The following is a 14,437-nucleotide window of genomic DNA, read 5'->3' on the forward strand; positions in this document are numbered from 1 at the left end:
CCGGGTTTACGGATTGGCGGCCTCGTTCTTTGGTGGGCGACCGCGCCGCTTTGGTGGTGGTGTAATGCGGGCGTTTGCGCGGACATGGTCAGGGACAAGGTCCGCGTGGCTGCGTAGCCTGTAGCTGGCCCCTTCGATCTGGACGACGACAGCGTGGTGCAGGAGCCGGTCGAGGAGCGCGGTGGCGACGACGGGATCGCCAAAGACTTCGCCCCATTCGGCAAAGCTACGGTTTGAGGTTAAGATCATCGCACCCTTTTCGTAGCGGGCATTGACGAGTTGGAAGAACAGATTGGCGCCGCCACGGCTGATCGGCAAATACCCGATTTCGTCGACGATCAGCAGTGAAGAGCGCGTGTAGAAGCGGATCTTTTCGGCGAGCTCGCCTTGGCGTTCAGCTTTGGTTAGAGCATCGATCAACTCGGCCAGTGAAGCACGGTAGACCTGACGGCCGGCCTTCACCGCCGCAACGCCAAGTGCGGTGGCCAGATGACTTTTCCCGGTGCCCGGTGGCCCGAGAAAGTGAACGACCTCGGCGCGCCGGACGAAGTCGAGCTGTGCCAGTGCTGCAATACGCTCACGGTCGAGAGACGGCTGGAAGCTGAAGTCGAAGCTCTCGAGCGTTTTGACGGGCAACAGCTTCGATGTGCGCAAAGCGATATCGATCCGTCGGGTCTCGCGGGTCGCATATTCCTCGCTCAACAGCGCGTCGATCGCCTCGATGGCCGTGACCTCACCCCTTTCGAGCCGCTGAACAATATGATCCAGCGCCTCCAGCGCGCGCGCATTTTCAACCCGACCAGTGCATCCTGGATTCTGTCGAGATACGCGGTCATGATCGCGCTCCCTCGGCCGCGAGACGTCGCCCCACGGCATCGTAGAAGGTCAGAGATCTGAGTGGGACACCAGTCGTTTGAGAGACGGGTCGCCGGACCGGTGGCGCCTTGCGATGCGCAGGATCGACACGGCGCTGGTTCTTGCCCTCCAGAACCGGGTGCCGGGCGATCATCACACCCTGCTCGAAGATGCGGACCTCGTCAGTGTGGTTCTGAACCTCGACCACACGTTTGCGGGTCGTATCCGGAACGCTGTAGTAATTCCCGTCGACCGAGACCATGCCTTCGTGGCTGACCCGGCGCTCGATTGTCAGCACAGCACTGTAAGGGATATGCGGCAGTATCTTCAGGCACGGCCGCTCTTCATCGAAGGCTTCGTTCACGATCCGCCTTGTTGTCGCATGGACCCGCGGGTTGGCAACGCCTGTCCGCCAGCTGTCGAACTGGGCATTCAGATCAGCAAGGTTCCTGAAGGTCCGGGCCAGGAAAAAATCCTGACGGATGTAGCGGAAAGGACGTTCGACCTTTCCCTTCGTTTTGGCCCGATACGGCCGACAGGCCCGCGGCACCGCGCCGTAATGGTTCAGCAACGCCACAAGAGAGGCATTGTAGGTGATCACACCGGCCTCGTCTTCGCCAATTACTGCAGTCTTCATCCGGTCGTAGAGGATTTCCTCCGGCACACCGTCCATGGCTGCAAAGGCGGCAATGTGGCAGCGCATCACCGACTGCAGAGGTTCTGGCTCGCGACAAAGCTGCCCCAGAGCCAGCGGCTGTGTCCCAGGTTCAGCGAGAACAGCCATACTTTGCGCGTGACACCGGGCTCGTCGGTGAACTCAACCGCAAACTCAGCGAAGTCGACCTGCGCCTGTCGGCCCGGCGGCGTCTCGAACCGGCGCTCGAACTGTGTGCGTGCCGGCGGACGCACCTCCCGGAGAAGATCGGTCACCGCCGTGTAGCCGCCAGCGTAGCCCAGCTCCCTGATCTCCCTCAGCAGACGCGCGCCGGAAAGGCCGGGAAAGGTAAGGACACGTTCACGCACAGATACCCCTCAAACGGGTCAAGCAGCCGATCGCGTGGCTGGCGCGGGCCATACGTCGGCCCCTCCAAACCAAGCTCAAGATACTTCCGCACGGTCTTGCGGTCGCACCCGACCTTCCGCGCAATCGAAGTCACGCTCAGCCCTTGTTTCTTCAAATCATGGATCATGATGATCTCCCTCAGTCCCTGCACCTGTTTGCCCCCATTGCTCTGCTATGGGCATCAGGCCAGCTTCCCGCGGCGCCGCCAATTTCCGGATATATGAAGTCCGGAAATCGGCATCGCCGCTCGCGTATCGGGGAATTTTCAAACGGCGATTTTGGGGAGATTACGTCCGGCAGTTACACCCGAGAGCAGACATGCTCGTGGTAGGCACCTTCATCAGCGTCCTGAAACCGGCCCCAGCGGCTGACGTCATAGACCAGAATGGCCTTGAAATCCGCTTGGCCGGTTCGGACCTCGGCCATCAGGTTCTGCAGCGCCTCACGACCGTCCAACCGCAACCCGGACCGACCGGAGTCCTCGAAGACGCGCAGGATCTGCAGGCCCCGGGCGGTGGCGTAATCCCGAATGATGTCGAGTTGGTTCTCAGTCGAGTACTTCTGGTGATCGGTCGACATCCGCACATAGGCGACCGCCGGGATATCCTGTCCAGCCTCGTCACCTTTGTCCTCGCTGTTGTATCGACCGTTATTCAAATCGGGTTTTCCTTTTCAGCCTTTGTTGGTTTCTATTTTTCCATCTGGCACAAACGCGTCTGGAAAGTCGTTTCCTGAAGCGGGCAAGGTCTTTCCGTTTGTCCGGCAGTCAGTTTTCAAATTCCAATTCATTATCGAATTTCTCTAATCCGTAGTGCACGTCAGGGGCGGTCCAATGACCCGCACGGACAAAATCGACTCCCGCCGTTTTCATGGTTCTTCAATTGTTTAACGAAGAAGGACGTGAAAATGCGCGTGAAGATGGGCACAGTTGTGCACCTGGTCGAAGAACCAACCGATTATCGAACCGCCATAGCGATGGCTCTGCACGAAGAGTTGGACGACACACACAGGGCAATCAAAACGGCCATGCGCTGGACGGGTGCCAGCGAACGCACTGTGAAGTACTGGTTCTCGGGCGAGCGGGGGCCGAGCGGCGACCATCTGATCGCCCTCGCGCGGCATTCGGATGCCGTGCTCTACGTTGTTCTTGCACTTGCGGGCCGCCACATTGTCGAGGAGGCAGACGATTGAGAGGCGAACGATGATCGGTAGGAGTAGGGGGCAGCTCGCTCTTGTTTTGTGTGCGTTTTTGGTTATATTGAATACACGCGAGATGAGAGGTGCTGCACCATGTCCCGAACAACCACGATGACCGTCCGCCTTGGTGGGGCCCTGAGTGACTTCGTGTCGGCCAACGTAGGCGATGACGGGTCCTATGAGAACGTCAGCGAGTACATCCGCGACCTGATCCGGCGTGACAAGGAGAGGGCAGAGCAGGAAGCCTTCGACCGGCTGAAGGGCGAGCTGACCCACGCATTCGCAGCCCCCGAGGAGACGTATCAACCGCTGACCGCAGCCGAGGTGATTGCGCGGAACAGGGCCTGATCCGATGCCCGCCATTCGAATCCAGGAAGGGGCGTCCCACCGCCTCGATGACATCTACCGCTACACCCGAGACAGGTGGGGAGATGATCAGGCCGAGAAATACATCACCGGCCTGTTCGCCGCCTTCGACAAGATCGCTAACCATGGCGTTGCATCAAAGCCCATCCCGGCCGAGTTCGGCCTCAACGGGTTCTTCTTTCGCTACGAACGCCATTTCGTCTACTGGCGACATCTCTCGAATGGCGACATCGGAATCGTGACCATCCTGCATGAGCGCATGCATCAGATCGACCGGTTCCGGGATGACTTCGGCTTAGGCTGATCGGCTGATTTTCCAATGAGCGTCAGATTTGCGCAGGGTTTCGCGCGGGTCCCTCGGGGTCCGACGCTGGCACGAGAGAGAGTTCGTTGCATGTGTCATTCCCTCCGCCAATTAATACAGCTAAGTATTTGTTTTTGCTTAGCAATCTCAAATTACAGCCCCCAATCTATCCCCCACATCGACGCGGCTTGCCCCGGAAATTGCCGGAACAGTCAAAACTATAGAGTTTGGGTCGGGGCTTCGGTCGAGCGGGTCAACGCCCATTATCAGGCAGGTTCAGCGCCATTGAAGCGCCAGCCGTCGCCCGCGCAGTGAAGGCTTCGGCACTTTCGCCAGCTTCGCGAGTCAAGCCGCCGCCACCTATCAGAAGCGCCCCGCCTGCTTCGCCGGTCACTGCGTCACAAAGAAAAATAACACATTGCGCAGCGCCAGACCTGCCCCGCTTGCCTTCCAGCCGTTGGAGCCGATTGCGCAGGGTCACGGCCAGCGCCTTGCCACAGTGTCGCGCAGGGCTTCGCTCATGTCCGCTTCACGACGCAGATAGCGCCGGACCATGCGTTCAATGGGTGAAGCGCCGGGGCGGTCGGATGCGTCGCCAGATGCCACCACCACCGCTTCCATCTGTGAAAGCTTCGCGCCCAGCCTGTCACGCGCGCCATTATCAGGGCGCGTTACCCTTGCCCGTTCCAACCGCGACAGTCTATTTGCTAGTTTCAAGTCGCGCATATCGCTACAAACCTGTCGAACAGAGCGCAATTCATCTTCGCTGGATTTTCGATCAATCGTATTCATGCGACCAAAGCCAACCTATACAGCCACTGATTTCAAGTGGCACGTCCAACCAATCAACGCCCCTCGTAGCAATCGATTAGGGCTACCAGCGTAGGGTTCCCATCGTTAGATTTGTCAGCCCACTGCTCACGCATGTGTTCTATGAAAAACTCTATACGTTCTTCCCCTCCAATCGCGTACAACTCTAGCATAGTAGATATGCCAGTTCTAGCGAGCGCATGCGGTTCACCAATCCGAGCCATACCAGGGTTTTCCCTTAAGATAGCTTCCATCTTAGGCTCCATACATTCGTGTAGCATTTGCTCCAAAGTTGCTTGGCCGCAAAGGCCCAGTGCTAAGGTTGCGCAGAAATTAAGCATCTCATCACCCTTCCAGTGCAGACACGCGTGCTTCAAGTTCGGTCGTTTCCAGTGTGCGCCGGAAGGTTTCGACAAGCCCCATGATGTGCGCGCCTTCGGTCGGGGTCATAGGCGCCGTGTTGGTTCGGCTGACGGGCGCCTCGAAGGCCACGGAGTTTGGGTGGCGTAGGCTTGGATGTGCCCGTTGCGGGCTTCCGGGAGCTCGATCCTGTCGGTTACGACCATAAGCTCCGCGTTGGGGACAGCCCTGTGGCCGGACGTGCAAGCCCTACCAATGCAGGACGTCCTCTTGGACATCCGGCAGGCGGGCCAGATGTTTCGATGGTCCGTGACGACGGCTAATGTCATGTCTCTTTCCGCGCGAAGAACGCGGACTGTTTATGTTCGGCGCGCTTTCTGGAAGCGACAAGTGCCGGCAGGCCTGAAAGGCCGGAACGCCGTGTTCCGTCTTGTCCACTCTCCGGTTCCATGGTTCGGCTGCATATCACCTTGCCATTTTCAGAAGATCAACAGCTGCGGTGCGGCCGGAATACTGTCGCTGTGACTATTCCCTATTGCCGCATTGCAACATAGCCTGCCGATGCAGTCCAGCGTAGGGTACGCAGGCCCGATCCCCCGACCACGTCCTAGCTGTTGATCAGGATTTTGGCGAGCTTTCGGTCGACCACCAGATGGGTGACAAGTCCGCCATGGATTGCGGCGCGGGTCGCGTCCAGACGATCGCTTCCGCAGACGACGAGCAGTTTTTTGGGGGCCGCTTTGATATCATCGATCGAAGCCGCGATAATCCGGTCGTAGGGGGCAGTGCGAATCTCCTGGCCGTTTTTGTCGATGTAGCGGCAGCAGATGATCCCTGCGGCGCCTTGACGTCTCGCGGCCTCCAGCTCTGCGGTCGAGGCGATGCCGGCGGCAGCCATGTGGGTGTCGCTGCCCACGTGGCCGACGGCAAAGATCGTCATGTCAAGGCTCGACAGCCGCGCCAGCTGGTTTCGGATCGTGACTTCGGACTTCAGAGCGCTGGCCAGTTCCGCGCTCGACACGATGCCGGGGGCGTGCAGCGTATGGCACTGCGCCCCCAGCTTGTTGGCGACTTCGATAGCGCAGATCTCGGATGCTGGAACGCGCGTCGACTCTTGTGAGCCGATCAGCTGGCACACCTGCGTCCCGGCCACAGAGTGACGCGGCATGGCGTTGGCGACCGCAGCGATGGTTTCGCCCCAGGCGACGCCGATCCGGTCACCAGGTTCGACAATGTCGAGAATAGCCATCGAGGCGACACGTGCCAACTGTGCCAGGTTGTCGCTGCGCTGGGTCGATCCTTCCCCCATGCTGTCTATGGCGACATAGACATCCTGCAAGCCGTATTTTTCACGCAGGTCCCGCGCCAGGCCGGAGGCTGCCAGATGCTGTCCATCGACCCGGATCTCGACGATGCCCCGCTCCCGGCAATCGCGCAGCATATTGACGATTGTGACCCGCGACAGCTTGTAGCGCTTGGCAATCTCGTTCTGTGTCAGGCCCTCACCGTAGTACAGCAAGGCGATATTGGAAAGGAGCGCGTCCTTGTCGCTTTTGACACTCGGTAGTTTGGGGGGCTTGTTCATCCGTTAATCTTTAACGACCTTGCTGCCTGATTGCCCATAGTTTTTGTGGAACCATTTATAGCAACGATCGATTTCTGCCTGTGGCAATTCATCCACCGGGCCGCGGGTCATGGCCAGATGAGTCGTCATGGCCGCCTCTTCGAGATACATCGCGTTGGAGGTGGCTTCTTTTGCGTCGCGCCCCATGGTGAACACCCCATGCGCCTTGACCAGCACCGCCCAGCCGCCCCCGGCGGCCTCGATGATGGCCTCTCCGGTGTCCACCTCGCCCGGCGTCGCGTAACGCGAACAGGGCACGTCGCGGCCCAGCATGTGGGTAATGGGCGTCATCACGGCCGGAATGCGTTCGCCGCGCGCGGCAAAACTGCTGGCATAGGGCGAATGGGTGTGCGCAACGCCGAAGACGTCCGCGCGATTGCGGTAGATGTAGAGGTGAATGCCCGTATCGACCGAGGGCTTCGCCGTCCCTTCGACCACGGTGCCATCAAGGTCGACGACGACCATCGTGTCGGGCGTAAGCGCGGCGAATTTCACCCCAGAGGGCTTGATCACGACCAGCCCCGTTTCCGGGTCCCGGCCAGAAACATTGCCGCCAGAACCCACCACCAGCCCGTTGGCCGGCAATTCGTGGTTCTGTTCGCAGACGAGTTTCTTGAGCGCCTCAAGCATGAGCGTGCCCCTGGTTGTTATTGGGGATGCCGTGGGGATAAACGACGATCTTCAGCGATTTCTCGGCCTCTACCAGCATCCTGAACGCCTCTGCGCTGTCGCTGATGTCAAAGCGGTGCGAAACCGCGTCCGCGGCCTTGATGCGGCCGGCTTGCAGCAGGCGGATGTAGCTGTATGTGTCCGTGTGATCCGAGCTGTAGCGCGAGGTGATGGTGATCTGGTCGAAATACGCCTTGTGGCCGCTTTGCACCCAATCCGTGTCAGGTGGCATCGGCGCGCCCAGATGTAGACAGCCGCCGACTTCCGTCAGGGCAAGCGCCTGGTCCCAGGCGGCAGGGAACGGTGCAATCACGATCACCGTATCGGCCAGGCGCCCGTTGTTAAGCGCGCGCATCGCCTCGACGGCATCTTCGGTTCTGGGATTGACCGTATGGGTGGCCCCGAAGAACTTCGCCTTTTCCAGCCGCCAATCCGAGAAATCGAGCGCCACCACCTTGCCCGCCCCGAACAGCGGGGCAAGATGCAAAAAGCCCTGTCCCATGAAGCCCGCGCCGACCACGGCCACGGTATCGCCCGGCTGGATCATACACCGCTTGAGCCCGGAAAGCACACATGACCACGGTTCGATGGTGACGGCGGCCTCGTCTGAGATGCTGTCGGGCAGCTTGTGCGTGTCCATCGCAATGTGCTGGGCGGTGACACGGAAATACTCGCAGACCCCGCCGGGATCAAGCCGCATGGTTTTGTAGAACGGATCGCGGGTGAAGTGGCCACGGCGGGACAGGTGGCTGTCCACACGTCCGACGTGATGGTTCACGAACACCCGGTCTCCGATCTTGTAGTCGGTCACACCGGCGCCTACCTCGACCACCTCGCCCGAGGGTTCGTGTCCCAAAACCTTCGGTTCGGTCTTGTACCACGCCATCGTCTCGCCCCCGCAAAGTCCGCAGGCGCGGGTCTTAAGCAGCAGTTCGCCGGGGCCGATTTCGGGGACCGGTCGCTCTTCGATGCGGATGTCATCGATGGCGTATTGCACGGCCACTTTCATCATGTTGGTCATGGCATCGGGTCCTTGATTAAATTGAGGTCTTTCTGCAGCCGCCGCATGGCCGACGAGATCATCTCGTACCGTCGGTAGACACTGCTGTAGGCGGCGTGCTTTTCGGGATCGGCAGCATAGGTGGTTGTGTCCTCGTCGCGCTGAACGAGGGTCATGGCGTCGCCTGCGCCGGCGGCGGCTGCACCAAGGCAGGCCGCGCCCCACAGGCCTTGGTCCGATTGCGGGCTGACCACCACGTCTTGGCCGATAATGTCCGCGATGATCTGACACCAGACCGCGTTGCGGGACCCGCCGCCAGTCAACTGGACGGGCCGGGTCGGCAAGCCGGAGTGGCTTTCGAAGCAATGACGAAGGCTCATCGCGGTGCCTTCCATGACGGCGCGCCCCAGATCGGCCTTGGTCGTGTCAGAGCGCATGCCGTGAAAGCCCGCGGTGATATCGGCCGCGACAAAGGGTGCGCGTTCGCCATTCAGATACGGCAGGAACGTCACCCCGTTCGCGCCGACCGGCACGCTGAGCACGAGCGCATTCAGCTTTTCCGCGACCGCCGCCGGCGTGTCGCCGCCAAGGCTTTGGGGATGCAACTGGGCGAACCAGTCAAAGGCTGCCGCCCCGGTTGCTGGGGCAAGGATGCGAATGATCGCGTCGCTGGTCGCATGCAGCGCCGACGCACCGACGGGAACCGAAACGCGGTCCGCCACATCAGTCAGGATGTTGACCACCGCCGTTGTGCCCATGATAAGCATGGTCTGCCCCGGCTGATCTAGGCCCATGCCGACGATCATCGCCGCCAGATCGAGTGTGCCGACCGAAACCGGCAAGCCTTCGGGCAGCCCGGTGGCGCGGGCGGCCTCTGCCGTCAGGCCGCCCAGCCGGTCCGAGGCGCAACGGGGGGATGCCAACCGCGGCTTCAGCCCTTCGCAATCGACCGACGCGAACTGCGCGTCGCTGTAGCGGCGAGCGTCGAGGTCAATGAAAGGGATCGACCCGTTCGACATGTCTGTCGCCACCGTCCCCGTTAATCGGTAGCCGATCCAGTCCGCGCAGGTAAAGACAGTGGCGACCCTGGAGGCTGCATGACCGTCCTGCGCCTGTAGCCAGCGCCACAGCATCGCGGACGTGCCGGGCCAGAGCGATGTGCCCGACCCCTTGCCGATGGCGTCGGTTCGTCCGGCATCGACAAGCGTTTCCAGGTCGGCCGCCGCGCGCGTGTCATTCCACAACATGGCGTTGCCAACTGGATACCCATCTGCATCGATCGCCCACAGACCATCGCCCTGACCGCAAACCCCCACCGATCCGATCGTCGCGCCTTCGCAGTCTTTTGCGACCTCGGCCAAGCATGACACTGCGTTTTGCCAGACCTGCTCCATATCCTGCTCTGCACGGCCGGGGCCTGTGCGCAGGACCTTGTTGCCCCGCTCTGCCCGCGCCACGCAGGTGCCGTCCGGCTGGTAGACCGCCGCCTTGATCGCCGTTGTCCCGACGTCTAGACCAATTCTGAATTCGCTCACGTGCCGCCCTCCTAGCTTATACAAATGAATTGATTGTTGACATTTGTAAAGAAGATTGTTCTGGTTTGGGCAGCAGGTACGAGGAGGTACCTTTTACCAAATGGGAGAGAGAATCATGAAAAAGCTGTTAGCCGCCACCAGCGCAATCGCGGTGCTGAGCGTGTCCACGGTCTGGGCACAAGGCCAGCTGAGTCTTGATGGGAAAACCATCGGTGTTGCCGTTGTCGGCACACAGCATTTCTGGGACCGCGAAGCATTCAACGGCGCAACCAGCAGGGTGGAAGAGCTTGGCGGCACCGTTGTGGCCGTCGACGGTGGCCGTGACAATCAGGTTCATGCCGATAATCACGATGTGCTGATGAACCGGGGCGTTGACGCGGTGATCTCGATTCTGGGCGATGGCGCGGTCGAACCGAAGTTCGAAGCCCTGCAGGCCGCCGGCATTCCGGTGTTCTCTGTCGATCATCCCAGCCCGCATGTGGTGAACAATACCACCTCGGACAATTACTACATGGGCACCACCATCGGTCGCTATATGGCCGACGCGATGGGCGGCGCAGGCAAGGTTGCCGTGTTCAACGCGTTCGAGAATTCGCTGCGCATTTGCGGTATCAGAACCGGTCTGTGGAAATACGTGCTGCAGGATTATCCGGAGATCGAGATTATCCAGCCTGAGCTGGCCGAAGAGTTCGCCAATGCGCCCGAAGATGCGCGCCGCCAGACGCTCGACCTGCTCAGCCAATATCCCGAGGGCGAGATCGACGCCATCCACGTGGGCTGCTGGGATCAACCGGCCATCGGTGTCGTGCAGGCGCTTGAGGAATCCGGCCGGACAGATGTCCTGGTGACCGCGCTTGACGGCGGTCCCGACACGCTCGAAATCATGGCCGAAGAGGGCAGCCCCTTTGTGGCCAACGTGGCGCAACAGCCGCGCCTGATCGGCCAGACCGCCGCAGAGAACGTGGCGCGCTACTTTGCCGGCGACACCCTTTTGCCGCAGACCTATGTAGAGGTGGTGCCGATCAACGGGCCCGAAGAAGCCAAGGCAGCCTACAAAGAACTGGGCTACGGCGAGATCAATTGACCTGTTGCAGTTGATGGCACTGCGGCAGCCGGTTCACCGGCTGTCGCGTATATGCGGATCGTCCCGCATCTGCGCTGATATTCCTGACCAGACGAGGCGACATGACCGAAGCAGCGTTCCAGCTCAGCGGAATCGTTCAGATATTTCCCGGTGTCCGTGCGCTGGACGGGGCCGACCTGACCGTCCTTCCGGGCGAGGTTCACGGCCTTGTCGGCGAAAACGGCGCTGGAAAATCCACGATCATCAAGGTCTTGGCCGGTGTTTACCAGCCCGACGAAGGCCAGATCGCGGTGGGCGGCGCTACGGTGTTTCCGGTCACGCCGGACAAGATCAGAGCTGCCGGCATCCGGTTTATCCACCAGGAACTGCATCTTGTGCCGCATTTCACCGTCGCGGAATCAGTGTTCATGGGTCAGGAAATTTCCGGCCCGTTCGGATTGTCCAAAAGGAAGATGCGCAGCCGCGCAGAGGCCTTCTTGCGCGAAGAGCTGGGTTCGGAACTGCCGGGCAACCGCCTGATCCGCGACCTGGGCCCGGCAGAGCGCAAACTGGTGCAGGTGGCGCGTGCGCTGGTCGACGGGGCCGCGAAGGTCGTCGTTTTCGACGAACCCACAGCGCCCCTTGCCAGCGAGGATGTGCGCACAATCATGAAGGCCGTCGCACAACTGAAATCGCGCGGCATCGCGATTCTGTATGTGTCGCATTACCTGAACGAAATCATTGACATCTGCGATCGTGTCACGGTGTTCCGGCAAGGCAGGAACGTGGCTGTCTTTGACACGGTCAGCAAGGAAACCGGGCCAGAGCTGGTGTCGGCCATGATCGGGCGCGCGCTCGACAACTTTTTTCCGACCACCGACCGCGAACCGGGCGACGTCAGCTTGCAACTGGTCGGATACGACGACGGCAAGGCCTTTTCTGACGTGACGCTCGACATCCGGCGGGGCGAGATTTTCGGCATCGCCGGCCTGATCGGGTCCGGTCGCGAAGAGTTGATAGATGCGCTGTACGGATTGCGGAAGTCCCGCGGCACCCTGACGCTGGACGGCGCGCCGCTTGATACTAGGACCGCCGCGAAGGCGGTGGCAAACGGCATGGTCCTTGTCCCGCGCGACCGGCGGCACGACGGTCTGGTGCTTCCGATGACAGTGACCGAGAACGCAACACTGGCCACGCTTGACGAAAACGCCAGTTTTGGCATGATCGACCGTCGCAAGACGCGTGCCGTGACCGAGCGGCTGATCAATGATCTCGACATCCGGCCTAACAATCCCTTGGCCGTCACCCGCTTTCTGTCGGGGGGCAACCAACAGAAGGTCGTTCTGGCCCGCTGGCTGGCCAAGAGCGCCAGGATCTTTATCTTTGACGCGCCGACGGTGGGCGTCGATGTGGGTGCCAAAACAGAAATCTATCAGTTGATCGAAAACCTTGCCGCAGAGGGTGCGATCATCGTGATGTCGTCATCCGACCCGGTGGAGCTTGTCGGTACCTGTGACCGCGTCGCCGTCATGATGCGTGGCAAGGTCCGAACGATCATCGACAAGCCGTATCTCAACGTGGACCACCTCGTGGCGGTTACCACCGGCGCCACGACCGTTTTGGAGCCTGCAGATGCAAGCTAGCGCGCGCAATCAGAAGCACCGGCTGGCGACGATCGTCGGGCTGTTGCCGCTGATCATCTTTTTGGCATTGTTGCTCTACGTGGGCCTTAACGCGCCTAACTTCATGACCATCGTCAACCTCAAGCTGGTGCTGGCGCAAAGCCTGACGGTCGTTTTGTCTGTCATCGGATTGTCCGCCGTGGTCATGGCGGGTGGCGACGATGTAGTTTCCGGCGGGATAGACATGTCGATCCCTGCCACGGCCGTGCTGTGTGCCGGGATCGTGGCGGTGATGACCGGCGCAGGGCAGCCGGCCATTCTTGCGGCCTTGGCCGCGCTGGTCGCTGCGATGCTGGTCGGCGTCGTTAACGCGGTCCTGGTCACGCGATTGCGCATGGCGCCGCTTCTGGCCACGCTTGCCATGTTCGTAGCTGTCGTGGGCATCACCAATGTCATCACAGAGCGCAAGAGGCTCAACCTCAATGTCGAATCCATCGCCGCACTGCGTGGCGACATCGCATTCGGCATTCCGCTTGGTATCCTGATCGTCGCAATACTCAGCCTGCTTGCCTGGTTCTTTCTTCACCGTTCAAAGTGGGGGCTGAACCTGCAGGCGGCTGGCGGCAGCCGTGATGCGGCCGAAATCTCGGGGATCCGCGTTGATCGGCTGGTGGCGCAATCCTATCTTGTAGCGGCCTTCATGGGGTTCGTGACGGGGTTCTTTACCCTTGCACGTGCCAACGGCTATTCTCCCGGCGCGCAAGACAACCTCCTTCTTGAAATGGTGCTGGCGACCTTTCTCGGGGCTGCGTTCTCGCCGCGCCGGATCGTTACCGTCTGGGGCGCCATTCTGGGGGCCGTGCTGGTCGCGGCGATCTCCATCGGGCTCAAGACCATCGGGGTGAACGTGTTCTGGACCGACCTTATCAAGGGCGCGCTTATCGTGATCGTCGTGGCGCTGTCCGCAATTTCGCAATGGGCGCAGTGATGAATACAGTCGCAAATCAACGCCGGTTCTCGTTTCGCAAAATCGTGATGCGCTTTGGCTTTCTGATCGTCTTTGCGGCCTTCTTTTTGTTCTTCGCGGCGTGGAACCCGGTCTTTGTACAGGGTCAGAACTTGCTGAACATCGTTGAAGGCTCTGCCATCCTTATCATCATCGCCCTTGGGATGACGCTGATCGTGGCAACCGGCGGCATCGACCTGTCGGTGGGGATCGCGTTGGACTTCGGCGCTGCCTTTGCCGTGGTGGCAATGAAGTCTTATGGCATGGGCTGGTTCCCGGCGGCCTGCGTGGGTCTGATCGGCGGGTCGCTGGTGGGGCTATTGAACGCGGCGCTGGTGGTCGGCCTGCGGATCAGTCCTTTTCTGGCGACACTGGGCACGTTCTTTATCGGGTCATCTGTGCAGCGTATCTTTACCAACGGCGGCGGGCCGATTTCTCATCGCCAGATGCAAGACGGTTTTCGCAACATCGCACAGGGGGACCTGTTCGGCATACCGACCGAAGTCATCATCGCGGTCGTTCTGGTGGTGATCTATTACTTCGTGCTCGAGCGCTCGGTCTGGGGACGGCAGGTGCATGCGATTGGCATGCAGCGGTCCGCCGCAATCGTGGCGGGCATTCGCGTAAACCGCATCCTGATCGCGTGTTTCGTCTTTGCCGCGATTACCTGCGCGGTGGGCGGTCTGATTGCGGCAGCCAATATCCGCATGTTCACGCCGCTGTCGGGCTTTTCATACCTGCTGGACGCCATCGCCGCAGTTTTCATCGGGGCGGCCCTGCATCCGCGCGGACGACCGAACGTGCCGGGCACGCTGGCGGGTGTGCTGTTTCTGGGTATGCTCACCAACGGGCTGAATCTGATGGGGCTTGACTTCAACACAAAGGACGCACTGTCCGGCATCATCCTGGTGTCCGCGCTGGCGCTTGCCGTGGCGCAACGTAACATGCGCAACGCCGACTGAG

The 14,437-nt window shown here is 60.6% G+C and carries 13 protein-coding genes and 2 pseudogenes; 7 read left to right on the plus strand and 8 right to left on the minus strand.

Annotation, left to right across the window (positions count from 1 at the left end; genetic code table 11):
* Nucleotides 1-6 precede the first annotated feature (6 nt).
* From istB to H9529_RS14415, 3 genes and pseudogenes are all read right to left on the minus strand, one after another.
* On the minus strand, nucleotides 7-876 hold the full coding sequence (istB, locus tag H9529_RS14405; protein WP_317889627.1) for an IS21-like element helper ATPase IstB: 870 nt from the start codon (nucleotides 874-876) through the stop codon (nucleotides 7-9).
* Nucleotides 833-2,069, minus strand: a pseudogene (gene istA / locus H9529_RS14410) (IS21 family transposase). The gene istB and the pseudogene istA overlap by 44 nt, the downstream one beginning before the upstream one ends.
* A gap of 155 nt (nucleotides 2,070-2,224) precedes the next feature.
* Nucleotides 2,225-2,575 (minus strand): annotated as a pseudogene (locus tag H9529_RS14415) (recombinase family protein); the annotation flags it as partial.
* A gap of 249 nt (nucleotides 2,576-2,824) precedes the next feature.
* On the opposite strand from H9529_RS14415, the gene H9529_RS14420 reads away from it, so the two are divergent.
* From H9529_RS14420 to H9529_RS14430, 3 genes are all read left to right on the plus strand, one after another.
* A complete protein-coding gene (locus H9529_RS14420) occupies nucleotides 2,825-3,109 on the plus strand; it encodes a hypothetical protein (protein WP_092886331.1) in 285 nt (94 codons plus the stop codon).
* A gap of 99 nt (nucleotides 3,110-3,208) precedes the next feature.
* A complete protein-coding gene (locus H9529_RS14425) occupies nucleotides 3,209-3,463 on the plus strand; it encodes a ribbon-helix-helix domain-containing protein (protein ID WP_092886333.1) in 255 nt (84 codons plus the stop codon).
* Between the two features lie 4 nt (nucleotides 3,464-3,467).
* Entirely contained in the window at nucleotides 3,468-3,785 is a 318-nt protein-coding gene (locus H9529_RS14430; protein ID WP_092886335.1) for a type II toxin-antitoxin system RelE/ParE family toxin, read from the plus strand.
* Between the two features lie 477 nt (nucleotides 3,786-4,262).
* On the opposite strand, the gene H9529_RS14435 is transcribed toward H9529_RS14430, so the two are convergent.
* The 5 genes from H9529_RS14435 to H9529_RS14455 form a co-directional block, all read right to left on the minus strand.
* Nucleotides 4,263-4,577: a hypothetical protein gene (locus tag H9529_RS14435; protein ID WP_143033471.1), complete on the minus strand. Its 315-nt coding sequence runs from the start codon at nucleotides 4,575-4,577 to the stop codon at nucleotides 4,263-4,265.
* A gap of 985 nt (nucleotides 4,578-5,562) precedes the next feature.
* Complete coding sequence (locus tag H9529_RS14440; protein ID WP_092886341.1) at nucleotides 5,563-6,540, minus strand: sugar-binding transcriptional regulator; 978 nt, start codon at nucleotides 6,538-6,540, stop codon at nucleotides 5,563-5,565.
* A 3-nt stretch (nucleotides 6,541-6,543) separates the two neighbouring features.
* Nucleotides 6,544-7,209, minus strand: a complete 666-nt coding sequence (locus H9529_RS14445; protein ID WP_092886343.1) for a class II aldolase/adducin family protein — start codon at nucleotides 7,207-7,209, stop codon at nucleotides 6,544-6,546.
* Nucleotides 7,202-8,269, minus strand: a complete 1,068-nt coding sequence (locus H9529_RS14450; protein ID WP_092886345.1) for a zinc-binding dehydrogenase — start codon at nucleotides 8,267-8,269, stop codon at nucleotides 7,202-7,204. Before H9529_RS14450 ends, H9529_RS14445 begins: the two co-directional genes overlap by 8 nt.
* Nucleotides 8,266-9,783: an FGGY-family carbohydrate kinase gene (locus tag H9529_RS14455; protein WP_143033472.1), complete on the minus strand. Its 1,518-nt coding sequence runs from the start codon at nucleotides 9,781-9,783 to the stop codon at nucleotides 8,266-8,268. Before H9529_RS14455 ends, H9529_RS14450 begins: the two co-directional genes overlap by 4 nt.
* Before the next feature lie 55 nt (nucleotides 9,784-9,838).
* Here H9529_RS14455 and H9529_RS14460 point away from each other — a divergent pair, with 55 nt between their 5' ends.
* The 4 genes from H9529_RS14460 to H9529_RS14475 all read left to right on the plus strand — a co-directional run bounded on the left by H9529_RS14460 (nucleotide 9,839) and on the right by H9529_RS14475 (nucleotide 14,436).
* Nucleotides 9,839-10,867, plus strand: coding sequence for a sugar ABC transporter substrate-binding protein (locus tag H9529_RS14460; RefSeq protein ID WP_218132100.1), 1,029 nt, complete (start codon nucleotides 9,839-9,841; stop codon nucleotides 10,865-10,867).
* 101 nt (nucleotides 10,868-10,968) lie between these two features.
* Nucleotides 10,969-12,489 carry a sugar ABC transporter ATP-binding protein gene (locus H9529_RS14465; RefSeq protein WP_092886350.1) on the plus strand — a complete coding sequence of 507 codons (1,521 nt, stop codon included), beginning with the start codon at nucleotides 10,969-10,971 and terminating at the stop codon, nucleotides 12,487-12,489.
* Nucleotides 12,479-13,456: an ABC transporter permease gene (locus H9529_RS14470; protein ID WP_092886352.1), complete on the plus strand. Its 978-nt coding sequence runs from the start codon at nucleotides 12,479-12,481 to the stop codon at nucleotides 13,454-13,456. Before H9529_RS14465 ends, H9529_RS14470 begins: the two co-directional genes overlap by 11 nt.
* Nucleotides 13,456-14,436: an ABC transporter permease gene (locus tag H9529_RS14475; protein ID WP_092886354.1), complete on the plus strand. Its 981-nt coding sequence runs from the start codon at nucleotides 13,456-13,458 to the stop codon at nucleotides 14,434-14,436. Before H9529_RS14470 ends, H9529_RS14475 begins: the two co-directional genes overlap by 1 nt.
* The last annotated feature ends 1 nt before the right edge of the window (nucleotide 14,437 follow it).

Source organism: Roseicitreum antarcticum (assembly GCF_014681765.1).
Taxonomy (GTDB): Bacteria; Pseudomonadota; Alphaproteobacteria; order Rhodobacterales; family Rhodobacteraceae; genus Roseicitreum; species Roseicitreum antarcticum.